The 22102-nt window shown below is 64.0% G+C and carries 19 protein-coding genes; 15 read left to right on the top strand and 4 right to left on the bottom strand.

From position 1 onward, the window contains the following. Positions 1–139 precede the first annotated feature (139 nt). Positions 140–3949 (bottom strand): methionine synthase, encoded by a 3810-nt coding sequence (metH, locus tag C9427_RS00585; RefSeq protein WP_107647297.1) that lies wholly within the window; start codon positions 3947–3949, stop codon positions 140–142. A gap of 396 nt (positions 3950–4345) precedes the next feature. Between metH and C9427_RS00575 the strand changes: the two genes are divergently transcribed. From C9427_RS00575 to C9427_RS00555, 5 genes are read left to right on the top strand one after another with little or no spacing between them, the layout of a single operon-like run. Further along, on the top strand, positions 4346–5308 hold the full coding sequence (locus C9427_RS00575) for a MurR/RpiR family transcriptional regulator (protein WP_107647296.1): 963 nt from the start codon (positions 4346–4348) through the stop codon (positions 5306–5308). Further along, positions 5305–5952 carry a cysteine hydrolase family protein gene (locus tag C9427_RS00570; protein ID WP_107647295.1) on the top strand — a complete coding sequence of 216 codons (648 nt, stop codon included), beginning with the start codon at positions 5305–5307 and terminating at the stop codon, positions 5950–5952. The genes C9427_RS00575 and C9427_RS00570 overlap by 4 nt, the downstream gene beginning before the upstream one ends. Further along, complete coding sequence (locus tag C9427_RS00565) at positions 5949–7271, top strand: glutamine synthetase family protein (protein WP_107647294.1); 1323 nt, start codon at positions 5949–5951, stop codon at positions 7269–7271. Before C9427_RS00570 ends, C9427_RS00565 begins: the two co-directional genes overlap by 4 nt. Next, a complete protein-coding gene (locus C9427_RS00560) occupies positions 7271–8050 on the top strand; it encodes an N-formylglutamate amidohydrolase (RefSeq protein ID WP_107647293.1) in 780 nt (259 codons plus the stop codon). The genes C9427_RS00565 and C9427_RS00560 overlap by 1 nt, the downstream gene beginning before the upstream one ends. After that, the gene (locus C9427_RS00555; protein WP_107647292.1) at positions 7993–8229 is read left to right on the top strand and encodes a hypothetical protein; all 237 of its coding nucleotides are present in this window, start codon (positions 7993–7995) and stop codon (positions 8227–8229) included. The genes C9427_RS00560 and C9427_RS00555 overlap by 58 nt, the downstream gene beginning before the upstream one ends. A 45-nt stretch (positions 8230–8274) precedes the next feature. Here C9427_RS00555 and C9427_RS00550 read toward each other — a convergent pair whose 3' ends face one another. Beyond that, positions 8275–9123 (bottom strand): YciC family protein, encoded by an 849-nt coding sequence (locus C9427_RS00550; protein WP_245436935.1) that lies wholly within the window; start codon positions 9121–9123, stop codon positions 8275–8277. Between the two features lie 58 nt (positions 9124–9181). Between C9427_RS00550 and C9427_RS00545 the strand changes: the two genes are divergently transcribed. The 6 genes from C9427_RS00545 to C9427_RS00520 are packed head-to-tail and all read left to right on the top strand — an operon-like array spanning position 9182 to position 15135. Beyond that, entirely contained in the window at positions 9182–9805 is a 624-nt protein-coding gene (locus tag C9427_RS00545; RefSeq protein WP_107647317.1) for a DUF4129 domain-containing protein, read from the top strand. Further along, complete coding sequence (locus tag C9427_RS00540; RefSeq protein ID WP_107647290.1) at positions 9802–11001, top strand: hypothetical protein; 1200 nt, start codon at positions 9802–9804, stop codon at positions 10999–11001. Before C9427_RS00545 ends, C9427_RS00540 begins: the two co-directional genes overlap by 4 nt. Next, complete coding sequence (locus C9427_RS00535; protein ID WP_107647289.1) at positions 10988–11944, top strand: AAA family ATPase; 957 nt, start codon at positions 10988–10990, stop codon at positions 11942–11944. The genes C9427_RS00540 and C9427_RS00535 overlap by 14 nt, the downstream gene beginning before the upstream one ends. Next, positions 11941–13251 (top strand): DUF58 domain-containing protein, encoded by a 1311-nt coding sequence (locus C9427_RS00530; RefSeq protein ID WP_107647288.1) that lies wholly within the window; start codon positions 11941–11943, stop codon positions 13249–13251. Before C9427_RS00535 ends, C9427_RS00530 begins: the two co-directional genes overlap by 4 nt. Next, positions 13248–14279: a stage II sporulation protein M gene (locus tag C9427_RS00525; protein WP_245436934.1), complete on the top strand. Its 1032-nt coding sequence runs from the start codon at positions 13248–13250 to the stop codon at positions 14277–14279. The genes C9427_RS00530 and C9427_RS00525 overlap by 4 nt, the downstream gene beginning before the upstream one ends. Then, entirely contained in the window at positions 14266–15135 is an 870-nt protein-coding gene (locus C9427_RS00520; RefSeq protein ID WP_107647287.1) for an RDD family protein, read from the top strand. Before C9427_RS00525 ends, C9427_RS00520 begins: the two co-directional genes overlap by 14 nt. 7 nt (positions 15136–15142) lie before the next feature. Here C9427_RS00520 and C9427_RS00515 read toward each other — a convergent pair whose 3' ends face one another. Further along, entirely contained in the window at positions 15143–16225 is a 1083-nt protein-coding gene (locus C9427_RS00515; RefSeq protein WP_107647286.1) for a LacI family DNA-binding transcriptional regulator, read from the bottom strand. Positions 16226–16434: 209 nt separating this feature from the next. On the opposite strand from C9427_RS00515, the gene C9427_RS00510 reads away from it, so the two are divergent. The 3 genes from C9427_RS00510 to C9427_RS00500 all read left to right on the top strand — a co-directional run bounded on the left by C9427_RS00510 (position 16435) and on the right by C9427_RS00500 (position 20130). Continuing rightward, positions 16435–17274, top strand: coding sequence for an ABC transporter substrate-binding protein (locus C9427_RS00510; protein ID WP_107647285.1), 840 nt, complete (start codon positions 16435–16437; stop codon positions 17272–17274). Positions 17275–17402: 128 nt separating this feature from the next. Next, positions 17403–18932, top strand: a complete 1530-nt coding sequence (locus tag C9427_RS35190; RefSeq protein WP_107647284.1) for an amino acid ABC transporter permease/ATP-binding protein — start codon at positions 17403–17405, stop codon at positions 18930–18932. Positions 18933–19005: 73 nt separating this feature from the next. Continuing rightward, complete coding sequence (locus C9427_RS00500; RefSeq protein ID WP_208636321.1) at positions 19006–20130, top strand: NAD(P)/FAD-dependent oxidoreductase; 1125 nt, start codon at positions 19006–19008, stop codon at positions 20128–20130. A 57-nt stretch (positions 20131–20187) separates the two neighbouring features. Here C9427_RS00500 and C9427_RS00495 read toward each other — a convergent pair whose 3' ends face one another. Then, entirely contained in the window at positions 20188–20874 is a 687-nt protein-coding gene (locus tag C9427_RS00495; protein WP_107647282.1) for a D-lyxose/D-mannose family sugar isomerase, read from the bottom strand. 140 nt (positions 20875–21014) lie between these two features. On the opposite strand from C9427_RS00495, the gene C9427_RS00490 reads away from it, so the two are divergent. Next, a complete protein-coding gene (locus C9427_RS00490) occupies positions 21015–22073 on the top strand; it encodes a D-TA family PLP-dependent enzyme (RefSeq protein ID WP_107647281.1) in 1059 nt (352 codons plus the stop codon). The last annotated feature ends 29 nt before the right edge of the window (positions 22074–22102 follow it).

Genomic DNA, 22102 nt, shown 5'->3' with positions numbered 1-22102 from the left:
GGCGCTGTTGTTCCCGCAGCCAAGATTGGGTGATCGGCGCGTCGATGTCTACAGGCTGGAGACAGATTCTGCCGGGTGCCCGGCATGGGCAACGGCGCGGCACACGATGGTCCAGCTCCAACGCGGGCGTAGCGCGGTCTTAAGCGGCCGCGTCGAGCCCTTGCGCCGGGACATAGTTGAGGATCGGGCCGAGCCAGCGCTCGACCTCGGCCAGCGGCATCGCCTTGCGCCGGGCGTAGTCCTCTACCTGGTCGCGTTCGACCTTGGCGACGCCGAAATAATAGCTTTCGGGATGCGACAGATAGATGCCGGACACGGAGGAGCCCGGCCACATCGCAAAACTCTCGGTCAGGCTGACGCCCGCATTGCGCTCGCCGTCGAGCAGGCGAAACAGCGTCGCCTTCTCGGTGTGGTCGGGCTGCGCCGGATAGCCGGGCGCCGGGCGGATGCCGCGATAGGGCTCGCCGATCAGGTCGTCCGGAGCCAGGTCCTCATCGGGTGCATAGGCCCAGAATTCCTTGCGCACCTTCTCGTGCATGCGCTCGGCGAAGGCTTCGGCGAAACGGTCGGCCAGCGCCTTGACCATGATCGAGGAATAATCGTCGTTGGCCCGTTCGAAACGCTCGGCGATCGCCACTTCCTCGATGCCGGCGGTGACGATGAAGCCGCCGAGATAGTCGGCCTTGCCGCTGTCGGCGGGTGCGACGAAATCCGACAGCGCGACATTGGCCTTGCCGTCGCGCTTGGCCAGTTGCTGGCGTAGCGTGAAGAAGGTCGCCAGCTCCTGCGAGCGCTTCTCGTTCGTGAACAGCCTGATGTCGTCGCCGACGGTATTGGCCGGCCAGAAGCCGATGACGCCCTTCGGCGCGAACCATTTTTCGGCGATGACCTTCTTCAGCATCGCCTGCGCGTCCTCGAAGAGCTGGCGTGCCGCCGGCCCTTGCGCCTCGTCGTCGAGGATCTTGGGATACCGGCCCTTCAACTCCCAGGTCTGGAAGAACGGCGTCCAGTCGATATATCGGGCAAGCTCGGCCAGATCCCAGCCTTCGAAGACTTTGACGCCGAGGAAGGACGGCTTCGGCGGCTCATAGGCCGACCAGTCGATCCTGTGGGCGTTGGCCCGTGCCTTGGCGATCGGCAGGCGCTGCTTGTCGGCTTCTGAGCGCGCATGCGCATCGGCGACCTTCTTGTATTCGGCGCGGACATTGTCGACATAGCCGCCCTTGGCCTCGTTCGACAGCAGCGCCGACACCACGCCGACCGCGCGGCTGGCATCGGCGACATAGACCGTCTGGCCGTTGGTGTAGCGTGGATGGATCTTGACCGCCGTATGCACGCGGCTGGTCGTCGCGCCGCCGATTAGCAGCGGAATGTCGAAGCCTTCGCGTTCCATCTCGGCCGCCATATGCGCCATCTCGTCGAGCGACGGCGTGATCAGGCCGGACAGGCCGATGATGTCGACCTGTTGCTCGCGCGCCGTCTGCAGGATCTTTGCCGCCGGCACCATGACGCCAAGGTCGATGATCTCATAATTGTTGCAGGCCAGAACCACGCCGACGATGTTCTTGCCGATGTCGTGGACATCGCCCTTCACCGTCGCCATCAGGATCTTGCCGGCGGTCTGGCGCTCGCCATTGTCGATGCCATTGGCGGCGTTCGCCAGCTTCTCCGCCTCCATGTACGGAAGCAGGCCGGCCACTGCCTGCTTCATGACGCGGGCGGACTTCACCACTTGCGGCAGGAACATTTTTCCCGCGCCGAACAGGTCGCCGACGACATTCATGCCCGCCATCAAAGGACCTTCGATGACATGCAGCGGACGCTCGGCGGCGCGCCGCGCCTCGTCCGTGTCCGCGTCGATGAATTCGGTGATGCCGTTGACCAGCGCGTGCGAAATACGCTGCTCGACCGGCCAGTCGCGCCAGGCGAGATCGCGTTCCTGCGCCTCCTTGCCAGCCGTGCCCTTGAAGCGTTCGGCGAGCTCCAGCATGCGTTCGGTCGCCGTGCCGCCGCCCTTCGGCTCGCGGTTGTTGACGACATCCTCGCAGGCTTCGCGCAGTTCCGGATCGATCGTGTCGTAGACGGCAAGCTGCCCGGCATTGACGATGCCCATGTCCATGCCCGCCTGGATGGCGTGGTAGAGGAACACGGCGTGCATGGCCTCGCGCACCGGCTCGTTGCCGCGGAACGAGAAGGACAGGTTCGACACGCCGCCCGAAATGTGGACGTGGGGAAGCGTCGCCGTGATCTGCCGTGCTGCTTCGATGAAGTCGACGCCGTAATTGTTGTGCTCTTCGATGCCGGTGGCGATGGCAAAGACGTTCGGATCGAAAACGATGTCCTCGGGCGGGAAGCCGGCCTGCTCGGTCAAAAGTTTGTAAGCGCGGGTGCAGATTTCGACCTTGCGCGCCTTGGTGTCGGCCTGGCCGTCCTCGTCGAAGGCCATGACGACCACGGCCGCGCCATAGGCGCGCACGAGCCTGGCATGGTGCAGGAAGGCCTCCTCGCCCTCCTTCATCGAGATGGAGTTGACCAGCGGCTTGCCCTGCACGCATTTCAGGCCGGCCTCGATGATCTCCCATTTGGAACTGTCGATCATCACGGGAACGCGCGCGATATCAGGCTCGGCGGCGATCAGGTTGAGATATTCGACCATCGCCTTCTTCGAATCGATCAGGCCTTCGTCCATGTTGATGTCGATGATCTGGGCGCCGTTGGCGACCTGGTCGCGCGCGACATCGAGCGCGGCGACATAGTCGCCCGCCGTGATCAGCTTCCTGAATTTCGCCGAGCCCGTAACGTTGGTGCGCTCGCCGACATTGACGAACGGAATCTCGTCGGTCAGCGTGAACGGCTCGAGCCCTGACAGGCGCATCTTCGGTTCGATTTCGGGAACAGCGCGCGGCGGATATTGCTTCACCGCCGCCGCGATGGCGCGGATGTGGTCCGGCGTCGAGCCGCAGCAGCCGCCGACGACATTGACCAGGCCATCGCGGGCGAAATCCTCGATCTGCGCGGCCATGAATTCCGGGCTTTCGTCATACTGGCCGAATTCATTGGGCAGGCCGGCATTCGGATAGGCGCAGACAAAGGTGTCGGTGACGCCGGAAATCTCGGCCAGGTGCGCGCGCATGGCGTTGGCGCCGAGAGCGCAATTCAGCCCGATCGTGAACGGGCTGGCATGGCGCACCGAATGCCAGAAAGCCGTCGGCGTCTGGCCAGAGAGTGTGCGGCCCGACAGGTCGGTGATGGTGCCGGAGATCATCACCGGCAGGTGGACGTCCTTCTCGATGAAGATCTCGTTGCAGGCGAAAATCGCCGCCTTGGCATTCAGCGTGTCGAAGATGGTCTCGATCAGGATGATGTCGGCGCCGCCGTCGATGAGACCGCGCAGCTGCTCGCCATAGGCATGGCGCAATTCGTCGAAAGTCACGGCGCGGTAGCCGGGATTGTTGACGTCCGGCGACATCGACGCGGTACGGTTGGTCGGCCCGAGCGCGCCGGCGACGAAGCGGCGTTTGCCGTCCTCCTGCTCAGCCCTCAGCGCAGCCCGGCGCACCAGCCGCGCACCGTCGCGGTTCAGCGCATAGACCGCATCCTCCATGCCGTAATCCGCCTGAGCGATGGCGGTCGAGGAGAAGGTGTTGGTCTCGAGAATGTCAGCCCCGGCGATGGCGTACTGATAGTGAATCTCCTCGATCGCCGCGGGCTGCGTCAGGATCAGCAGGTCGTTGTTGCCTTGCTGATGGCAGGCGCAGTCGGCGAATTTGTCGCCACGGAAGTGGTCCTCGTCGAAGCCCAGGCCCTGGATCTGCGTGCCCATGGCGCCGTCGAGAATAAGGATGCGCTCGCGCGCCGCCGCCGTTAGCGCCGCAAGCACTTCCGAACCGTCCGGCTTTTCCGCAACGGGGCCAAACAGATCGTCCAATGATGAAGAGTTTTGCGACATTTTTCATCCTTAAGGCGACGGTCGCGCTTAAGTCACATAAAGACATCTTTATGTCAATATACGCTATTTACCTGCCGATGTCACGCCCCAGGTTACCGGCGGGCGCTACACCGGCCGTCTGCTTGACCCGCCGGCGGGGTGCGTCTGTTCGAAGAGCGTCACCGCCGCACCGGCCCCGACCAGATGATAGGCGGCGCTCGATCCCACTATACGACGATGGCGATACTTCCGTTCCGCATGGCTGCTCCCCCCCACAGTGTCCTGGCTACTTTCGAACAAGCTGCGACCAGTCGTTCGATTGTGTCAATATCTCTTCATTGTTGACCGAAATTAAAATCCCTGTAATAAACTCAACACAATGAGGCAGAGAGCCCAACGCGGATTTCGGGGAGGCCAATGGCGATACGCGATGTTCTGATGCGACAGGACCTGGCGCTGACGCCGTCGGAGGAAAAAATCGTCCGGCTGCTTCTGACCGACTATCCGACATCCGGCCTCGGCACCGCCTCGGCGCTGGCGCGGCGCGCCGGCGTCAGCGACCCGACCGTGGTCAGGCTGGTGGTGAAGCTCGGCTATGAGGGATTTCCGGATTTCCAGGCCAAGCTGCTGGCCGAGGTCGAGGCAAGGCTGCATTCGCCGCTGCTGATGATGGAGGCCAAGCGGCCGTCCGGCGCCGAAGACAGCGCCATCCTCGCCTATCTCGGCTCGGTCAGCACGGCGCTCGCGAAATCGGTCAGCCTGACGCCGCTGCAGAGCTACGACCGCGCCGCCCGGCTTTTGATGGAGACGAAGGGCGAAGTTGCCCTGCTCGGCGGCCGTTTCAGCCGCCATGTCGCCAGCATGTTCGCCGGTTACCTGCTGCAGTTCAGGCCGGGCGTGCGCGACATCGGCACACTGTCGGCACAGGCCTTCGACACGCTGGCCGATCTCGGCCGCCGTGATGTGCTCGTCGTCTTCGACTACCGCCGCTATCAGTTCGACGTCATCGAATACGCGAGGCAGGCAGCGGCGCGCGATGTCCATATCGTGCTGTTCACTGACCAATGGCTGTCGCCGATCGCCGATCTCGCCGAGGTCACCATCGTCAGCCCGCTCGAGGTTGCCTCGCCCTATGACACGCTGGCGCCGGCGATTGCGCAGATGGAAGCGCTGGTCGCCCACATCATCTCGACGCTGAGCGAGGCCGCGCACGAACGCATCGAGCGGCTGGAGGAGATACGCCACGCCAATGCCGTGACCCTCGACAGCACAGAAGAGAAGGGCGCGCGCAGCGCGCCCGGGCCCAAATCAAGCCAAGCCAATTCAAGCCAGGCCAAATCGGCCCAAACCAAATCAGCAAAACAGGACCAGAAAGCATGAGCCAGCCACTGCCCAAACGAGACGAGCCCTTCCGCGCCGGCGAAACCGCGCTGCTGCTGGTCGATATGCAACGCGTCTGGCTGGAGCCCGGCGCCGACCCGGGGCACCCCGAGCGCGGCTCCGATCATTATTTTTACAGGCAGACATCGTCGCAGACGATTCCCAACCAGGAGCGCCTTTTGGCGGCGGCCCGCGCCAACGGCGTCGAGGTCCTCCACACCATCATCCAGAGCCTGACGGAAGACGGCCGCGACCGCTCGCTCGACCACAAGCTGACGCCGATCCATATCGCTCCCAGCCTGCCGGAAGGCCTGCCGGTGCCGTCGCTGGCGCCGGTCGGCGACGAGATCATGCTGCCGAAGACGTCGTCCGGCATCTTCAATTCGACCAATGTCGATTATCTCCTGAAGAACCTCGGCGTTCGCTACCTCGTCGTGGTCGGCGTGCTCACCGATCAATGCGTCGACATGACGGTGCGCGATGGCGCCGACCGCGGTTATCTCGTCACCTGCGTATCGGACGCCTGCGCGACCATCACCCAGGAGCGCCACGACATCGCCCTCAAGGCGTTCGGCGGATACTGCTGGGTCACCGACACCGACACGGTCGTCGCCCGCTTCAAGGCCTTGGGAAAAGCTGCATGACATCGACCGTCGAACCGCTCGTTGCCGTCGTTACCACCGATCTTTCCGCCATCACACGCGGCCGCTCGGTGGTCGAAAGCAAGCTGCAGAAGATCGCCGCCACCGGCGTCGGCTGGCTGCAGGCCAATCTGTCGCTGACGCCGTTCAATTCCATCGTCGATCCCAACCCCTGGGGCTCGTCCGGCGACGTGCGGCTGCTGCCCGATCTCAACGCGCGCTTCCGCACGACGCTGACAGGATCGGCGACGCCCTTCGACATGGTCGCCGGCAACATCGTCGAGCTCGACGGCAGCCCGTGGGTCGGCTGCACGCGCACCATGCTGAAAGACGCTCTGGCGGAGCTGAAGGCCGCGACCGGGCTGTCGGTCATCGCCGCCTTCGAGCATGAATTCCACATTGCCGACGCCGGCTTCGCGCCGGGCCACTCGATGTCGTTCGCCGCGCTACGTCGCGCCGATCCGTTCGCGCCCAATCTGATGGCGGCGCTGGAGGAAGCAGGCGTAGCGCCAGAAGTGGTGATCGCCGAATTCGGCAGCGACCAATTCGAAGTGACGCACGAGCCCGCGGACGCGCTCACCGCCGCCGACCGCGCGGTCGCCATCCGCGAGATCACGCGCGAAGTGGCGCGCACCGCCGGCTGGCGCGCCAGCTTCACGCCAAAGGCCGCGCCAGATGCGGTCGGCAATGGCGTCCACATTCACTTCAGCTTCGTCGACGAGGCCGGCAAGCCGGCGACCTACGATCCGAAGGGTCCAGGCGGGCTGTCCAGCCGGGCCGGCGCCTTCTGTGCCGGCGTGCTGCGGCATCTGCCCGGGATCACCGCCATGACGGCGTCAAGTGTGTCGTCCTACTACCGGCTGAAGCCGCATAGCTGGAGCTCGTCCTATACCTGGTTGGCCGATCGCGACCGCGAGGCGTCCCTGCGCATCTGCCCGACAGTGACGATCGGCGGGCGGGATCCGGCCAAGCAGTATAATATCGAATATCGGGCGGCCGACGCCACCGGTAATCCCTATCTGTCGCTGGCGGCCATCGTGCGCGCGGGACTGGAGGGACTGAAGGCCAAGCTGCCGACGCCGCCGCTGGTGACAGGCGATCCGACGCTGATGAGCGAGGCGGAGCGCACCAAGCTGGGCCTTGTGCGACTGCCGGAAACGCTGCCGGCCGCACTCGATGCGTTGACCGCCGACAGCACCGTCACCGGATGGTTCGCGCCTGTCTTCGTCGAGACTTTCGTCGGCCTCAAGCGGCATGAGAGCGAGCGCCTGGCAGGCCTCGATCCCGTGGCTGTCTGCGATCTCTACCGGACGCTCTATTGATGGCCTTCCAGCATGAAACCGGGCCTGAGAAAGGTTGGCCGGCAGCCGTCGAGGTGCTCAACGAGAACGGGCGCTCCGATATCGTGTTTTTGTGCGAGCACGCGTCAAACCATATGCCGGTCGAATATAGCCAGCTTGGGCTCGATACCAGCCATCTGCAGCGCCATATCGCCTGGGATATCGGCGCCGCCGAGGTGACGCGGTTGCTGTCGGCATTGCTCGACGCGCCAGCTTTCCTCAGCAGTTATTCGAGGCTGCTGATCGACCTCAACCGGCCGCTCGGGACTAGCGGCAGCATTCCGGTGCTGTCCGAGGACACCGAGATTCCCGGTAATGTCGGGCTTGACGCGGCCGAGCGCGAACGGCGCGCCGCAATCATGTTCACCCCGTTTCATGACCGGGTGGCCGCGCATCTCGACCGCCGCGCGAAGGACGGCAGGCCGACACGGATCGCGACGATCCACTCTTTCACGCCGGTCTTCCTCGGGATTGCCCGGCCCTGGCATGCCGGCGTGCTTTACGACCGCGCTGGCGAATTTGGCGAAACAATCCTTGAAGGTCTGCGCCGCGACGGCACGCTCAACGTCGCGGCCAACGTGCCCTACGTGATCAGCCGCGACGCCGACTACGCCGTACCGATCCATGGCGACGATCGCGGTATCCCCGCCGTACTCATCGAGATCAGGCAGGACCTGTTGGCGAGCCGCCCGGACATCGAGGCATGGGCGAACCGCCTCGCCGACGCCTTGCCTGTGCAACAGACGGAGAAGGCTTCATAAGCAATCTCAGCCTGCGCGAGCGCGACGCGGCCACCATCGCCCAGATCGGCAAGCTGAAGGCCAATGTGCTCGAATTCATGCCGGTGACCGAGGGCGTGGCCATCGTCGATCAGGCGATGGCCGATGTCAGCGCCGGCAAGGTTTCCGACGCGAACGTCGCCTCGTTCATGATGTGGTAGTCGGGCATGGTGTGGCAGACGGGCATGATGTGGTCGATCGGCCCGCTAGGAGAAGATTTCCGCCAGTTCGTTGACGCTGGTGCCTTCCTTGACTTCGCGCAGTTCGACATAGCTGACCGCCGGGGCGACCGATGTCACCACGGACACGACTGATGTCACAAGCGCGTCCAGGATGAGAGCCACGGTCATGCCGAAGATCGCGACGAGTTGGCTGAGCACAAGCTGGATGGCGATCGCGGCGATGATCAGGATGATCCAGAATCCGAACAGTGCCCAACGGCTGCCCTTGGTGAGGTCGCGGCTGCGCTTCATGCTGCCGAACACCCCCAACCGCTCCTGAACCAGAGCCGGCACCGCGACCGACCAGCGAAGCCACAATATGATGCCGGGAACGATGAGGAGCATGAAGCCCAGTCCCGCGCCAAGCGTGACCAGCACCGCAATGCCTATCACCGGCAGCAGGAGCGAGAGCGCCGTGCCGATACAATCGCCTATTGCAGGCCGCTTGCCGTTCAGATCCTCGATGGCCGCGCGCACCAATGCCGCCTGTAAAATCGCGGCCAGGACCATGGAAACCAGCACGGCAACGACCGTGGCAGTAGCGCGTTGGGCCGAGAATTCCGGGGCGACTATTCCGATGTCGCTCACCGATTGCCAGATCCAAAGCTGGTAGAGGAGCGTCGGCAAACCTGAAAACAGCACTGCCAGCCCGAGGCAAAGAACGGGATTTCGGCTGATGACCGCAAAACTGTCGTTGAAAACCCTGCCGATGCGGAACTTGTCCGGGCGCTCGCTCGCGATTGAAGCCATATATATTACCCCCTGCTTATAGATATCTGAAATCAGAAAGTATAAGTCGCCAAGATTGATACTTGTGGTTGGACGCGCTTGCAATTGTCTTGCAGCATTGCCAGTGTCCGCGGAACCGCAGGTTGCGTGGGGGAGCGGCGAAGTGGCAGCGGCAGGGCCGGACATCGGGGAGCTGGCGGAACTGCACAAGCAGTTGCTTGCGGACGATTCGATCCAGTTCGATCTGCCGGCCTATGTGCCGCCCAAACCGCCGGAATGGCTGAAACCTTTGGCAGACCTGTTGTCCTGGCTCGGCCCCTACATGATCTATCTGTTCTGGGGGGCGGTGATATCGGGAGCCGCGATCATCCTGCTGCTGATTGTCCTCGAGGTGAAAGGTGTCGCCTGGCGCCTGCCCTGGCGGCGGACCGAACACGAGATCGAGGCGAAGGAGGCGTGGCACCCCGATGCCGGCGCGGCGCAGATCCTGCTGTCGGAGGCCGACGCGCTGGCGGCGCGGGGCGACTATGACGAAGCGGTCCATCTCCTGCTTCGCCGCAGCGTTGCCGACATCGCTGGACGCCTGCCCGATTTCCTGCGCCCGTCGCTGACGGCGCGCGACATCGCCAACGCCCCTTCCCTGCCGGCACGAGCGCGCCTCGCCTTCACCGAGATCGCCCGCATCGTCGAGGCAGCGCTGTTCGCGCGCCGGCCGGTCGGCGCCGAAGGCTGGCAACAGGCGCGCGGCGCCTATGAGCGCTTCGCCTTCCGGGATGCCTGGGCATGAGCGTACCGGCGATCGAGGCGCAGGCACCGTTCAATCGAAGAACGCTGTTCTGGGGGATTTTCGCCAGCCTGCTCGCAGCGGCGGGTTTCTTCCTGCTGTCCACCTATGCTCCCGACTTTCGGCAACCCAGCGATGGTGGGCCGACGCCGCTGTCCAGCGGCGGCACGGGTTATGCAGGGCTGGTGAAATGGCTGCGCCTGACCGGCGATTCACCTTCCATGGCGCGCAACGAAAGCGACCTGGCCGATCCTGCCTTGCTGATCGTCACCATTTCGCCCGACAGCGATCCCGAAGCGCTCGGCCGCATCATCGAGCTTCGTGAGGAGCTGGCCACGCTCTTCGTGCTGCCCAAATGGCAGACCATGCCGTTGTGGCAGCACGAGGGATGGGAGATGAAGAAGGAGCGGCTGCCAGATTCGGTGATCAACGCTTGGCTCGGCCGGATCGCCAATGCGAAGATCGGCGTCGGCCAAGGCACGACGCAGCAACTCGACATCGACGGCAACAAGGTTGCCGCACCCGACGAATTGCAGTGGGTGGCCGACGAGCAGCCACTCATAGCAGCCGGCAATGACAAGGCTGTGCTCACCGAAGTCGAGGACAAGCCGTTCTACATCCTGACCGACCCCGACCTGATCAACAATGCAGGCCTCAAGGACCCCGAAAAGGCAGCGGCGGCGCTCGGCCTGATCGCCTTGCTCCAGCCTGAAAGCGGTCCGGTCATGTTCGATCTGACGCTGCATGGGGCGGGCCGCAAATACGATCTCGCCAAGCTTCTGGTCGAGCCGCCGTTCCTGGCGCTGACCTTCACGATCCTGATCGCGGCGGCGCTGGCGTTCCTGCATGGCCTTGGGCGTTTCGGCCCTGCGCGTGCCGAATCGCGCGCCATTGCCTTCGGCAAGCGCGCGCTGGTGGACACGACGGCGATGCTGTTGCGGCGCGCCGGGCGGCTGGAGGAACTGGGAGACCGCTACGCGGCCCTGGCACGGGTGCGCGCCGGCGCACTGCTTGGCGCACCGCAGGGGTTGCAAGGAGAAGCGCTCGACCATTGGCTCGATTCCCGCGACAAGGATGAGACCAAGGGATTCACCACGCGGGCGCAAGCCGCCGGCGAGGCGAAAAACCTGACGCAAATGAACGAGGCAGCGGAGCGGCTGCACGACTGGACGGCAAGGAGGCTTAGTGAACGTCGATGATCTGAAGACCCTGGCGACAGCGATCAGGGAAGAGGTGGCGAAAGCCATCACCGGGCAGCACGACACGGTCGACCTGATGCTGACTGCCCTGTTCGCCGGCGGACATATATTGCTGGAGGGACCGCCAGGCACCGCCAAGACGATGACGGCGCGCTGTTTCGCTCAGGCGCTCGGCGTCGCCTATGGACGCATCCAGTTCACCCCGGACCTGATGCCCGGCGATATCGTCGGATCCAACATCTACAATTTCCAGACCGGGCAGTTCACGCTGACGCGCGGGCCGATCTTCTGCGACCTGCTGCTCGCCGACGAGATCAACCGCACGCCGCCCAAGACCCAGGCCGCACTTCTGGAAGCCATGCAGGAGCATGCGGTCACCTTCGACGGCACCACGTATTCGCTCGGCCGCAACTTCATGGTGGTGGCGACCCAGAACCCGATCGAGCACCAGGGCGTCTACCCCCTGCCCGAGGCGCAGCTCGACCGCTTCCTGTTCAAGCACCGGGTCAGCTATCCCGACGCGCAAGAGGAACGGGCCATTATCGTCCATCACGGCGGCGGCTCCGCTTCGCACGACATCGCGCAGTACGGCATCAAGGCCCGGACGGATCGCAAGACCCTGGAGAAGGCACTCGAAACCGTCGGTTCCGTCACCCTTGTCGACGACGTCGTCGGCTATATCGCGGCGCTGGTGCGCGCCACCCGCGAAAGCCCGGACCTGGAAGTCGGCGCCAGCCCACGCGCGGGCGCCATGCTGGCCAGGGCAGCGCGGGCGCGCGCGGCGCTTGACGGGCGCGCCTATGTGATCCCCGACGACGTCAAGGCGCTGGCCGTGCCGGCGCTGCGCCATCGCGTCATCCTGTCGCCAGCCGCGCAGATCGACGGCCGCCTGGTCGAGCAGATCGTCTCCGACCTTGTCGACCAGACGGAAGCGCCACGTTGATCTATCCAAGCGGCCGAGCGGTGTGGGCGGCGGCGGCAGGCGCGGTGCCGGCCCTGCTGGTGGCGCTGGCGCTGCCGTCGCTCTGGTATCTTGGATTGCTGTGGATCTGCCTGCTGCTCGCCTTCCTGGCGGTGGACGCAGCGGCGGGACGCGGGCGGGCATCGCTGGCTGCCAGCCTCGACGCGCCGTCGCAAGTCGGCATCGGCGGAGAGTTCACCGTCCACGTCGCCGCGCGTTTTCCGGGCCGGCCGCGCGCCCTGCAAGCGCGTGTCGGCCATGATGAACGCCTGGCGCCGCTGAACGGCACCGGTGGGGCGCTGACCCCAACCGGCGATGGCGGGTCGCTCGACCTTCGGTTCCGGGCGCTGCGGCGCGGCATGGCCAGCTTCGACCGTCTGTGGCTGCGCTGGCGCGGACCGTTCGGACTGGTCTGGAACCAGGTCGTCCTGCCTATGGAAAGCAAGGTTGCAGTGCTGCCCGACGTCAGTGATGCACGCGAACAGGCCATCACGCTGCTGCAGCGCGAAGCCCTGCCCGACGGCCACGCACAGCGCCGGGCCGGCCAGGGCCGGGAATTCGAGGCGCTCAAGGACTATCAGCCCGGCATGGGCCGGCGGATGATCGACTGGAAGCGCAGCGCCCGCCACGGCAAGCTGCTGGCGCGCGAGTTCCGCATCGAGGAAAACAACAACATCGTGCTGGCCATCGACAGCGGACGCCTGATGTGCGAGCCGGTCGACGGCGTGCCGAAGGTGGACCGGGCCGTGACCGCCGCCTTGCTGTCGGCGTTCATCGCGCTGAAGGGCGGCGACATGGTCAGCCTGTTCGGCTTCGATGCGCGGCCACGCATTGCCAGCGGCGCGGTGCGCGGCTCCGCCAGCTTTGCAATGATCCAGAAGCTGGCGGCGGAGATCGACTATTCCAGCGAGGAGACCAACTTCACGCTGGCGCTGACCACGCTCGCGGGGCGGCTCGACCGGCGCTCTCTGGTGATCATCTTCACCGACTTCGTCGATCCGATCAGCGCGGAGTTGATGCTGCGCACCGTTGGCCGGCTCACCGAGCGGCATCTGGTGCTGTTCATGCTGATGAGGGATGTCGAGCTGGAGACCCTGGCCGACATGCCGCCTAAGTCCGGCGAGGATGTGGCGCGCGCCGTCGTCGCCGGCGGGCTGCTGCGCGAAAGGCAGGTTGTCATCGGCCGGCTGCGGCTGCTTGGCGCGCATGTGATCGAGGCCAACCATCAAAGACTGGGGCCGGCGCTGGTCGAGCGCTATCTGCAGTTCAAGCAGGAGGATCTGTTGTGAACGCGCCAGTGACCGGCAATGCCGTACGCGGTAATGCCGTACGCCAGTCGCTCGCCAGCTTCCGTCGGGAGCGCGAGGCCGACTGGAAGGCGTTGGAGGCGCTTCTCGCCCGGGTCGAGAAGCGCGCGCCGCGAACGCTGTCGGAAGAAGAGCTGCTGTCACTGCCGGTGCTCTACCGGTCGGCGCTGTCTTCCCTTTCGGTGGCCAGAGCGACCTCTCTCGACGCCGCATTGGTTGCCTATCTCGAATCGCTGTCGCTGCGGGGTTATTTCTATCTCTACGGTGCACGCCGCGGGCTTGGACAGCGCATCGCCGATTTCTTCCTGCACGACTGGCCCGCGGCCATCCGCGATCTGTGGCGCGAGACACTGGTGTCGCTCGCGCTGATGTTTGTCGGCATCGGCGTCGGCGCCTGGCTGGTGGCGTCCGACAAGGATTGGTTCGACGCGATCATTCCGTCTGGCCTGGCGGGAGGCCGCGGCCCCGATGCTTCGGCCGAGTTCCTGCGCGGGATGCTCTATGACGGCGACAATGGTTTCCTGTCGGGTTTTGCCGCCTATCTTTTCACGCACAATGTCCAGGTCGCGATCCTGGCCTTTGCGCTTGGCTTCGCCTTTGCGGTGCCGACGGTGCTGCTGATGCTGTTCAACGGCTGCATGCTGGGCGCGATGTTCCAAGTCTATTGGGCAAAGGGGCTTGGCATGGAACTCGGCGGCTGGCTGGCCATTCACGGCACCACCGAATTGTTCGCCATCGCGCTGGCCGGCGCTGCTGGCATGCGCATCGGCACGCGCATCGCCTTTCCCGGCGAGTTGACCCGTATGGCGGCGGCGGCCCATGCCGGGCGCGTGGCGGCGACTGCGATGGTCGGTGTTTCGGTCATGCTGCTGTTTGCCGGGCTGCTCGAAGGCATCGGCAGGCAGACGATCACCAGCGATGCCACGCGCTATGCCGTCGGCGGCGGCATGCTGGCGCTGTGGATCGGCTATTTCTACCTGTTCCGGGCGGTGAAGAATGGCGACAGCTAGACGCCCCGCGCTGGCGACCATACGCCCGCTGATCACGCCTGAAGGCGTCGATCTCCGGATAAAGCTGGCGGACGCCGGCACCCGGGCTGCCGCCTTCCTGCTCGATGTGGTGTTCATCGCCACGGCCGCGGTCGTGATCACAATCGTCGCGCTGTTCGGGTTGAGGGGCCTTGGCACCGGCGAACTGCAGCCGCTCTTCGTCGTCTGGATCATCCTGATCTTTTTCCTGCGCAACGTCTATTTCATCGCCTTCGAAGCCGGCCGGCGCGCCGCGACGCCGGGCAAGCGGATCGTCGGCATCAGGGTCGCGTCACGCAATGGAGCCGGCCTGTCGGTCGATCAGGTGATCGCCCGCAATCTGATGCGCGAGATCGAGGTGTTCCTGCCGCTTTCGATCATCGCGGCGCGCGGCGGCACCGGCGTCGCCGATACGCTGACAACGATCTTCGGGTTGGTATGGGCGCTGCTCTTTTCCCTGTTCCCGCTTTTCAATCGCGACCGCATGCGGATCGGCGACCTGCTGGCAGGGACCTGGGTTGTCGAAGCGCCGAAGCGCACGCTTATGGAGGATCTGTCGGCAAGGCAGCAGGATCCGGTCGCCAAGGCCTTTCAGTTCAGCCAGGTCCAACTCGACGCCTATGGCATAGCCGAACTACACAAGCTGGAAGAGGTGTTGCGCCGCGACGATTATTTTGCGCAGAAAGCAGTGGCGGAGACGATCGGACGCAAGATCGGCATGAAGATCGAGCCGATCGATTCCAAGGCCTTCCTGACCGCCTATTACGGCGAGCTCAGGGCGCATCTCGAGCGCAAACTGCTGCTCGGCAACCGCAAAGCCGACAAGCACGATCGGTGAGTGCGTGTCAGGGAACGGTCTGTCTGTCCGGTGATTGCCCGACCGACATACGCTCGATGATCCTTGTCGGCATGACGATCCTTTCGGGCGGTCTGTCATCCCCCTTCAGGCGGCGCACCAGAAGCTCGGCGACGCATTTGCCGAGCGCGTAGACCGGTTGGTCGACGACGGTGATGGGTGGCGTTGTCACGCTCGTCCAATCGGCGTCGTGGAAGGTGATCAGCGAGATGTCCTGCGGAATACGCAGGCCGCATTCCCGGATGGCCTTGAACACCTCCAGCGCCACGACGCTGTCGGATGCGAGGATCGCTGTCGGCCGCTCGGGGTGATCGAGAAGCGCATGCGTCACCGCCGGCGATCTGTCGGAGCGTCCGGCTCCAAAATGGATGTTGCGCTCGGCTCCCTCTATGCCGGCTTCCCGGCAGGCGTCGAGAAAACCCAAAATGCGCTCACGCACGCTGGACGTGTTGATCCTCGACTCGTTGCCGCAGAAATCTCCCGACAGTTCCGCAGCGGTTACATAGCCGATCCTGGTATGGCCGGCTCGTGTCAGGATGCGGGTTGCGCGCAGGGCGGCGTCACGGTCATCAACCGTGACCGTATCGACATCGAGGTCCGGCAATGCCCGATCAAGAAGCGCCAGGGGACAGCCGGACTGGGCAACCTCCACAAGATGCGCGATCTCTCCCGATTGGGCCGGCGTGACGATCAGACCATCAACCTGCTTTGCCATGAGGACGCGTATCGCACTCTTTTCCGCTTCGACCTGCTCGCCCGAATTGGCCAGGATGACATTGATGCCCGACAGACGCGCCGCGTCGCTTATGCCGCGCACCGCCAGCGAGAAGAACGGATTTTCGATGTCGCCGACGACCACCCCGATGCTGCCGGAACGTCCGGTCGTCATGCTGCGCGCCAGCTCGTTCGGACGATAGTCGAGCGCCTTCGCAGCCTCGAGCACGGCGGCGCGCACGGTCTTGCTTACCCTGCCATAGCCACCCAGGACCCGCGCTGCTGTCGCTTTCGAAACCTTCGCCTGGCGGGCGACGTCGCTGACGGTAATGGAGGAAGCCTTAGGCGGACGTTTCATCGTGGAAAATCGCTTCCAAATTCGTTGACGGATGGTCCATCTGGTGGTTAGAAATGTCAAGAGACCGGTCTCAATCCCGGTTGAGACCGGTCTCACAACGAAAAGAGCGCCCATAAGCGCCGTATCGAAAGCCGTAGCGAAAATTGGCGCGTGTCCGTTGTGAAAGCTTCAGCGCCCTCGCGGACCGATCTTCAGAGTGGAGAACAACAATGAGCATCAATGGCCTTCTCACATCGAGCCCGCGGCAACGCCTCGGCTCCATCATTTTCGCCATCGCGCTGACTGCCCTGTCCTTGCCCAAGGCATGGGCTGCCGGCGACAACCCCTACAATCTGATCGATTCCAAGACAATCAGTGTCGGCACGATGGGCGACGCCAAGCCGTATGCCTTCGCGACGACGGACGGAAAATTTACCGGCTTCGACATCGAGTTCTTCCTCAACGTCGTGAACCGGATGGGCTTCAAGGCGGATCAGGTCACTTTCACCGGCCAGGAATTCTCGGCCCTTATGCCCTCGGTTGCCAATGAACGCTTCGACGTCGCGGTTGCCGCCATCGGCACCACGGCGGAGCGGAAGAAAAACGTCGATTTCTCCGATGGCTATCTGGCCGGATACCTGTCGGTGCTGACGGCGGACGCCAAGATCACCAGTGCCGAAGGGCTGGCCGGCAAGCGCCTTGGGGTCGTCCAGGGCACGCTGCAGGAGATCTATGCGGCGAAAAGTTTCAAGAATACGGACCTGGTAAAATTCCCGGACAACAACTCGGCGATCGCAGCGCTCAACAATGGCACGGTCGACGCACACTTCCTCGACTACGAGGCGGCGAAACAATATGGCGAGCGCTATCCGGCCTTGAAGATAGCGATAAACATTCCCTCCTTCGACGCGCCAGCCGGCTTTGTCATCCGCAAGGGCAACGACGCATTCCGTGAAGCGCTCAACAAGGGCATTCACGAGGCGATGGAAGACGGCACCTGGAGGGATCTCTACCAGAAATGGTTCCCTGGATCGCCGATGCCGGAGCAGTATCTTCCCAAGAAGAACTGACCTGCAATGAGGCCGCCGGCGTTGGTGCCGGCGGCCTCCAGAGCGCAACGCGCGTCAGGTCTTGGTCTTCATGCATGTCGAGATCGCGCGGCCGGCGAAGCCGCCGTCATCACCGGACAGGTTGGCAAATGAATTGGCTTGAGAACCTTCAGCGCAGCTTTTTCGATTGGGAGGCGATGGCATCGGTCTTGCCAACGATGCTTGCGGTCGGGCTGAAAAATACGCTTATCCTGGCAGCGTCCTCGACCGTGATCGGTGTCCTCCTCGGCATGGTCCTTGCGGTGATGGGCATTTCGCGCTCCGCCTGGCTGCGCATTCCGGCGCGGATCTACACCGACATCTTCCGCGGACTGCCCGCCATTCTTACAATCCTGCTGATCGGCCAGGGATTCGCGCGCATCGGCCGGGACATCTTTGGTCCCTCCCCCTACCCTCTTGGCATCCTCGCGCTCAGCCTCATCGCCAGCGCCTATATTGGCGAGATCTTTCGCTCGGGCATCCAGAGTGTCGAAACCGGCCAGATGGAAGCGTGCCGCGCGCTCAGCATGAGTTACGGCCAAGGCATGCGGCTGATCGTGATCCCGCAGGGCGTGCGCCGCGTGCTTCCTGCCCTGGTCAATCAATTCATCGGCAATGTGAAGGATTCCAGTCTCGTCTACTTTCTCGGCTTGCTTGCCTCCGAACGCGAGATTTTCCGGATCGGACAGGATCAGGCAGTTGTCACCGGCAACCTGTCGCCTCTGCTGATGGCCGGCATATTCTACCTGATCATCACGGTGCCGCTGACCCATGTGGTCAATCACATCGACAATGGCTTGCGGCTCGGCAAGCAGAAATCTGGCGGCGTTGTCAGCGGCCTCGTCGAGGTCGGCGAACTGGAGAGCGGCGAAGCTTCGGCGTCGCTCGATGGCGGTGCCGCGTCGCCAGCTTTCAAGGCCGGCAGCCTCGACGTCCGCGATCTCGACATGGCTTATGGCGATCTGCAGGTTCTCAAGCAGATCAGGCTCAAGGTCGAGCCGGGGACGGTCACCTGCATCATCGGGCCGTCGGGTTCGGGAAAATCGACGCTGCTGCGCTGCCTCAACCGACTGGTCGAGCCCAAGGCTGGCGACGTGCTGCTCGATGGCGAGAGTATCCTTGCGATGAGACCGGAGAGACTGCGCCGGCGCGTCGGCATGGTCTTTCAGCATTTCAACCTGTTCCCGAACCATACGGCGCTCGAGAACGTCATGCTCGCCCTCACCAGGATCAAGGGCACGGCGACAAGCCAGGCCAGACGCCAGGCGGAAGCACGCCTTGCCGAAGTAGGGCTCGCCGCGCGAAAGGATTATAGGCCCAGCCGCCTTTCGGGTGGCCAGCAGCAGCGCGTGGCGATTGCCCGTGCACTGGCGATGGACCCCGAGGTCATCCTCTTCGACGAGGTGACGAGCGCGCTCGATCCCGAACTCGTCAAAGGCGTCCTCAATCTCATGGCCGATCTCGGCCGGCGCGGCATGACGATGATCGTGGTCACTCATGAGATGGGATTTGCCCGCAAGGTCGCGGACCAGGTCGCCTTCATGGATGAAGGCCGCATCGTCGAAGTCGGCCCGCCGGCGGACATATTCGACAGACCGAAGAGCCCACGGCTCAAGCAATTCCTCGCCGAGGTTCTATGACGATGCCGCCGCGAGCGAGTCGGCCCTGCCTACGCACCGAAACCAATCTCCTGATCATTGAAAGTTGAATTCCATGACTCATAGCTCGGCCCTCAAAATTGTCGTCATCGGCGGTGGTATCTTCGGCGTCTCCTCAGCCGTCCATCTCGCCCGCCTCGGCGTTGAGACGACTATCGTCAACGACGGACCGGTCGCCAATGGCGCCTCATCGCGCTCGCTTGCCTGGCTCAATTCCGCACGCAAGCGCTCGGCCGCATATCACAAGCTGCGCATGCTGGGCCTCGACCGCTACCGGACGCTCGCGGCCGGGCGCGACTGCGGCGCCTGGCTGCGCTTTGACGGTGGCCTCACCTGGGACGGCGACGATGCCTCCAACCAGATTCCCGAGATATTCCGTCATGAGCAGGCGATCGGCTATGAGACCCGGTTGCTGGCGCCCGGCGATATCGCCGCCGTCACTCCGGGCGTCGACGCAAGAGCCGTTTCATTCCAGGGCGCGATCTTCAATGCCGGCGAGGGCTGGGTCGATCTTCCCTCGCTCATCGACCTGCTCCTGAAGGAATTTCTCGCGCTCGGCGGCCGTGTCATCACCGATGCCGGCGGCGCGGATGTCACTCTTGCCAATGGCCGGGTCAGTGGTGTGAAGACCGCCTCCGGCCAGGCCATCGCTGCCGATTCAGTCGTGGTTGCGACAGGCCCGGCGGTGCCGAGCATGGCGGCGAAAGCGGGCAAGCGCGTAGGCGACGGCACGACCCGTGCGCTACTCGTCGTCACCAAACCGATCCAGCACCCGCTGCGAGCTGTGCTGAACACGCCACGCGTCGCCATCCGGCCGACGCCGGACGGCGCCTTCGCGCTCGACTCGGCCTGGTCCGAGGACGAAGTCATTGTGCGCGATGACGGCACCTACGAGGCAAAGCCGTCGACAATTGCAGGACTGCTCGATGAGGCTTCAAGGGTGCTGGATGGAAACCCTACGCTCGTCCTGAAGAGCTATCATACCGGGCCAAAGCCAATTCCGGCGGACGGAGAGCCGGTGATCGGCCAGTTGACCGGCATCCCGGGTTATCACGTCATCTTCAGCCATAGCGGCGCGACGCTCGGCCTGGTCGCGGGAGAGTTTCTGGCCGAAGAAATCGTCACCGGCACGCCCAACCCGATGCTTGCAACGTTCCGGCCCGGAAGGTTCGACGGCTGATTGAAAAGCACCTGCCGCAGGCTAGGGCCGGTGGCAATGCCCTTTGCGTGTCCCCGCCTACCCCACCCACTTCTCGTAGTCGGATACGAGCAGGTGCAGCGGCGCGACATCTTCGTCGATGTCCGCGAAACGGCCGATCGGTTCGCGGAAGACATTGTCGGTGAGATCGTCGTTGACGGTCGAAACCTCGCCGATCAGCACATCCTTGCCCTCGGCCCAGAAGGCGTGCCAGACGCCCGGCAGAAGCGTGACGCTCTGGCCCGGGTCGAGCTTCAGGAGCCCGCCCGCCGGCAGCCTGTGGATGGTTCCGTCGACGGGCACCGAAACCTCGGCCTTCGGATCGATGCCGCCATCGCGATCGTGCATGAACAGTTCCAGCACCAGCCTGCCGCCGCCACGGTTGATGATGTCCTCGGCCTTGATGTTGTGGCGGTGCATTGGCGACAGCTGATCCTTGCGCGAGATCATGATCTTCTCGGCATAAAGCATGCCCATGCCCTTCTTCATGTCCTCGTAGCGACCGTTGCGAACGGTGAACAGGAAGAGGCCCAGATCGCTGAACTTGCCCTGGCCGTAATCGGTGATGTCCCAGCCAAGCCGGGAGGAGAAGATGGCCGACGAATCCTGCCGGCGCGCCTTCATCTCTTCCGGCGACCAATAGGCGAAGGGCGGCATGATATAGCCGAATGAGCGGATGAAAGTATCGGCATCGCGGATGATGTCGTTGACGGTGGAACGTTTCATGGTCGTGATCCCTTCTTCAGGCGGCGCCTACAGCGCATAACCGAACACCGATCCGGTGTCGACGTAAACTCCATGCTGGCCTCATGACATCCGGATCGATCAAGGCCATAAGTCCAGGCACAATTCCAAGGTGACAATCCATGCGCAGCATAGACGACCTCGATACGCCGGCAATCCTGATCGACGCCGCCCGCGCCGAAGCCAACATCGCTCGCGCCCAGGCCCATGCCGACAGCCATGGGCTGAAGCTCAGGCCGCACATCAAGACGCACAAGCTGCCCTATTGGGCCAAGAAGCAGGTCGCCGCGGGCGCGATCGGCATCACCTGCCAGAAGATCGGCGAAGCGGAGGTGATGGCCGATGCCGGGCTGACCGACATTTTTTTGCCCTACAACATTCTCGGCCGCGCCAAGCTGGAGCGTCTCAAGGCGCTACATGGCCGTGTCACGCTGTCGGTGACGGTGGACAGCGGGGAGACGCTCGACGGGCTTGCCGCCACCTTCACCGATCCCAGGCACCGGTTGCAGGTGCTGGTGGAATGCGACACCGGCATGGGCCGCTGCGGGGTGCAGTCGCCTGGCGAGGCGGTGGCGCTGGCCAGAGAGATCGCCAGGGCCAAGGGGCTCGTCTTCGGCGGGCTGATGACCTATCCGGCAGCCGGCCGTGCCGCGGAGGCCGAAGCCTGGCTTGCCGGCGCACGCGATGCTCTTGCCACCTCCGGCCTTGATTGCCAGCGCATCTCCAGCGGCGGCACGCCGGATATGTGGCGCTCGGGCGAGGACAGCGTCGTCACCGAATACAGGCCGGGCACCTACATCTATCTCGACCGCTACCAGGTCGCCAAAGGCGTCGGCAGCCTCGACGATTGCGCGCTGACGGTGCTGTCGACGGTGGTCAGCCACCCGACACCGGCGCGCGCCATCCTCGACGCCGGCAGCAAGGCGCTCTCCAGCGACACGCTGGGCCTTGCCGATTTTGGCGAGCTGCTGGGTATTCCCGGCGCCAGGGTGACCGGCCTCAGCGAAGAGCATGGCAACGTCACGCTCTCGGGCGAGACAAAACTTCGCATCGGCGAGCGCGTGCGCGTCGTGCCCGACCATTGCTGTGTGGTGACAAACCTATTCGACGAGGTGCATCTGGTCGACGGCGACAAGGTGCTGGAAACGCTGCGGGTAACAGCGCGTGGCCGGATGGGGTGAGCTTGGCATCGTTCAGACCGAACGACCGT

It is taken from the genome of Mesorhizobium helmanticense, from assembly GCF_003034915.1.
Taxonomy (GTDB): domain Bacteria; phylum Pseudomonadota; class Alphaproteobacteria; order Rhizobiales; family Rhizobiaceae; genus Mesorhizobium; species Mesorhizobium helmanticense.
This window is presented reverse-complemented; position numbering and strand designations above follow the sequence as displayed.

What these genes read in the sequence shown, in the direction of transcription:
- C9427_RS00490 (WP_107647281.1), top strand. Translation starts at nt 21,015, where the DNA reads ATGCGCAGCATAGACGACCTCGATACGCCGGCAATCCTGATCGACGCC.
- C9427_RS00555 (WP_107647292.1), top strand. Translation starts at nt 7,993, where the DNA reads ATGGGCGAACCGCCTCGCCGACGCCTTGCCTGTGCAACAGACGGAGAA.
- C9427_RS00500 (WP_208636321.1), top strand. Translation starts at nt 19,006, where the DNA reads ATGACTCATAGCTCGGCCCTCAAAATTGTCGTCATCGGCGGTGGTATC.
- C9427_RS00515 (WP_107647286.1), bottom strand. Translation starts at nt 16,225, where the DNA reads ATGAAACGTCCGCCTAAGGCTTCCTCCATTACCGTCAGCGACGTCGCC.
- metH (WP_107647297.1), bottom strand. Translation starts at nt 3,949, where the DNA reads ATGTCGCAAAACTCTTCATCATTGGACGATCTGTTTGGCCCCGTTGCG.
- C9427_RS00565 (WP_107647294.1), top strand. Translation starts at nt 5,949, where the DNA reads ATGACATCGACCGTCGAACCGCTCGTTGCCGTCGTTACCACCGATCTT.
- C9427_RS00575 (WP_107647296.1), top strand. Translation starts at nt 4,346, where the DNA reads ATGGCGATACGCGATGTTCTGATGCGACAGGACCTGGCGCTGACGCCG.
- C9427_RS00520 (WP_107647287.1), top strand. Translation starts at nt 14,266, where the DNA reads ATGGCGACAGCTAGACGCCCCGCGCTGGCGACCATACGCCCGCTGATC.
- C9427_RS00540 (WP_107647290.1), top strand. Translation starts at nt 9,802, where the DNA reads ATGAGCGTACCGGCGATCGAGGCGCAGGCACCGTTCAATCGAAGAACG.
- C9427_RS00560 (WP_107647293.1), top strand. Translation starts at nt 7,271, where the DNA reads ATGGCCTTCCAGCATGAAACCGGGCCTGAGAAAGGTTGGCCGGCAGCC.
- C9427_RS00570 (WP_107647295.1), top strand. Translation starts at nt 5,305, where the DNA reads ATGAGCCAGCCACTGCCCAAACGAGACGAGCCCTTCCGCGCCGGCGAA.
- C9427_RS35190 (WP_107647284.1), top strand. Translation starts at nt 17,403, where the DNA reads ATGAATTGGCTTGAGAACCTTCAGCGCAGCTTTTTCGATTGGGAGGCG.
- C9427_RS00495 (WP_107647282.1), bottom strand. Translation starts at nt 20,874, where the DNA reads ATGAAACGTTCCACCGTCAACGACATCATCCGCGATGCCGATACTTTC.
- C9427_RS00510 (WP_107647285.1), top strand. Translation starts at nt 16,435, where the DNA reads ATGAGCATCAATGGCCTTCTCACATCGAGCCCGCGGCAACGCCTCGGC.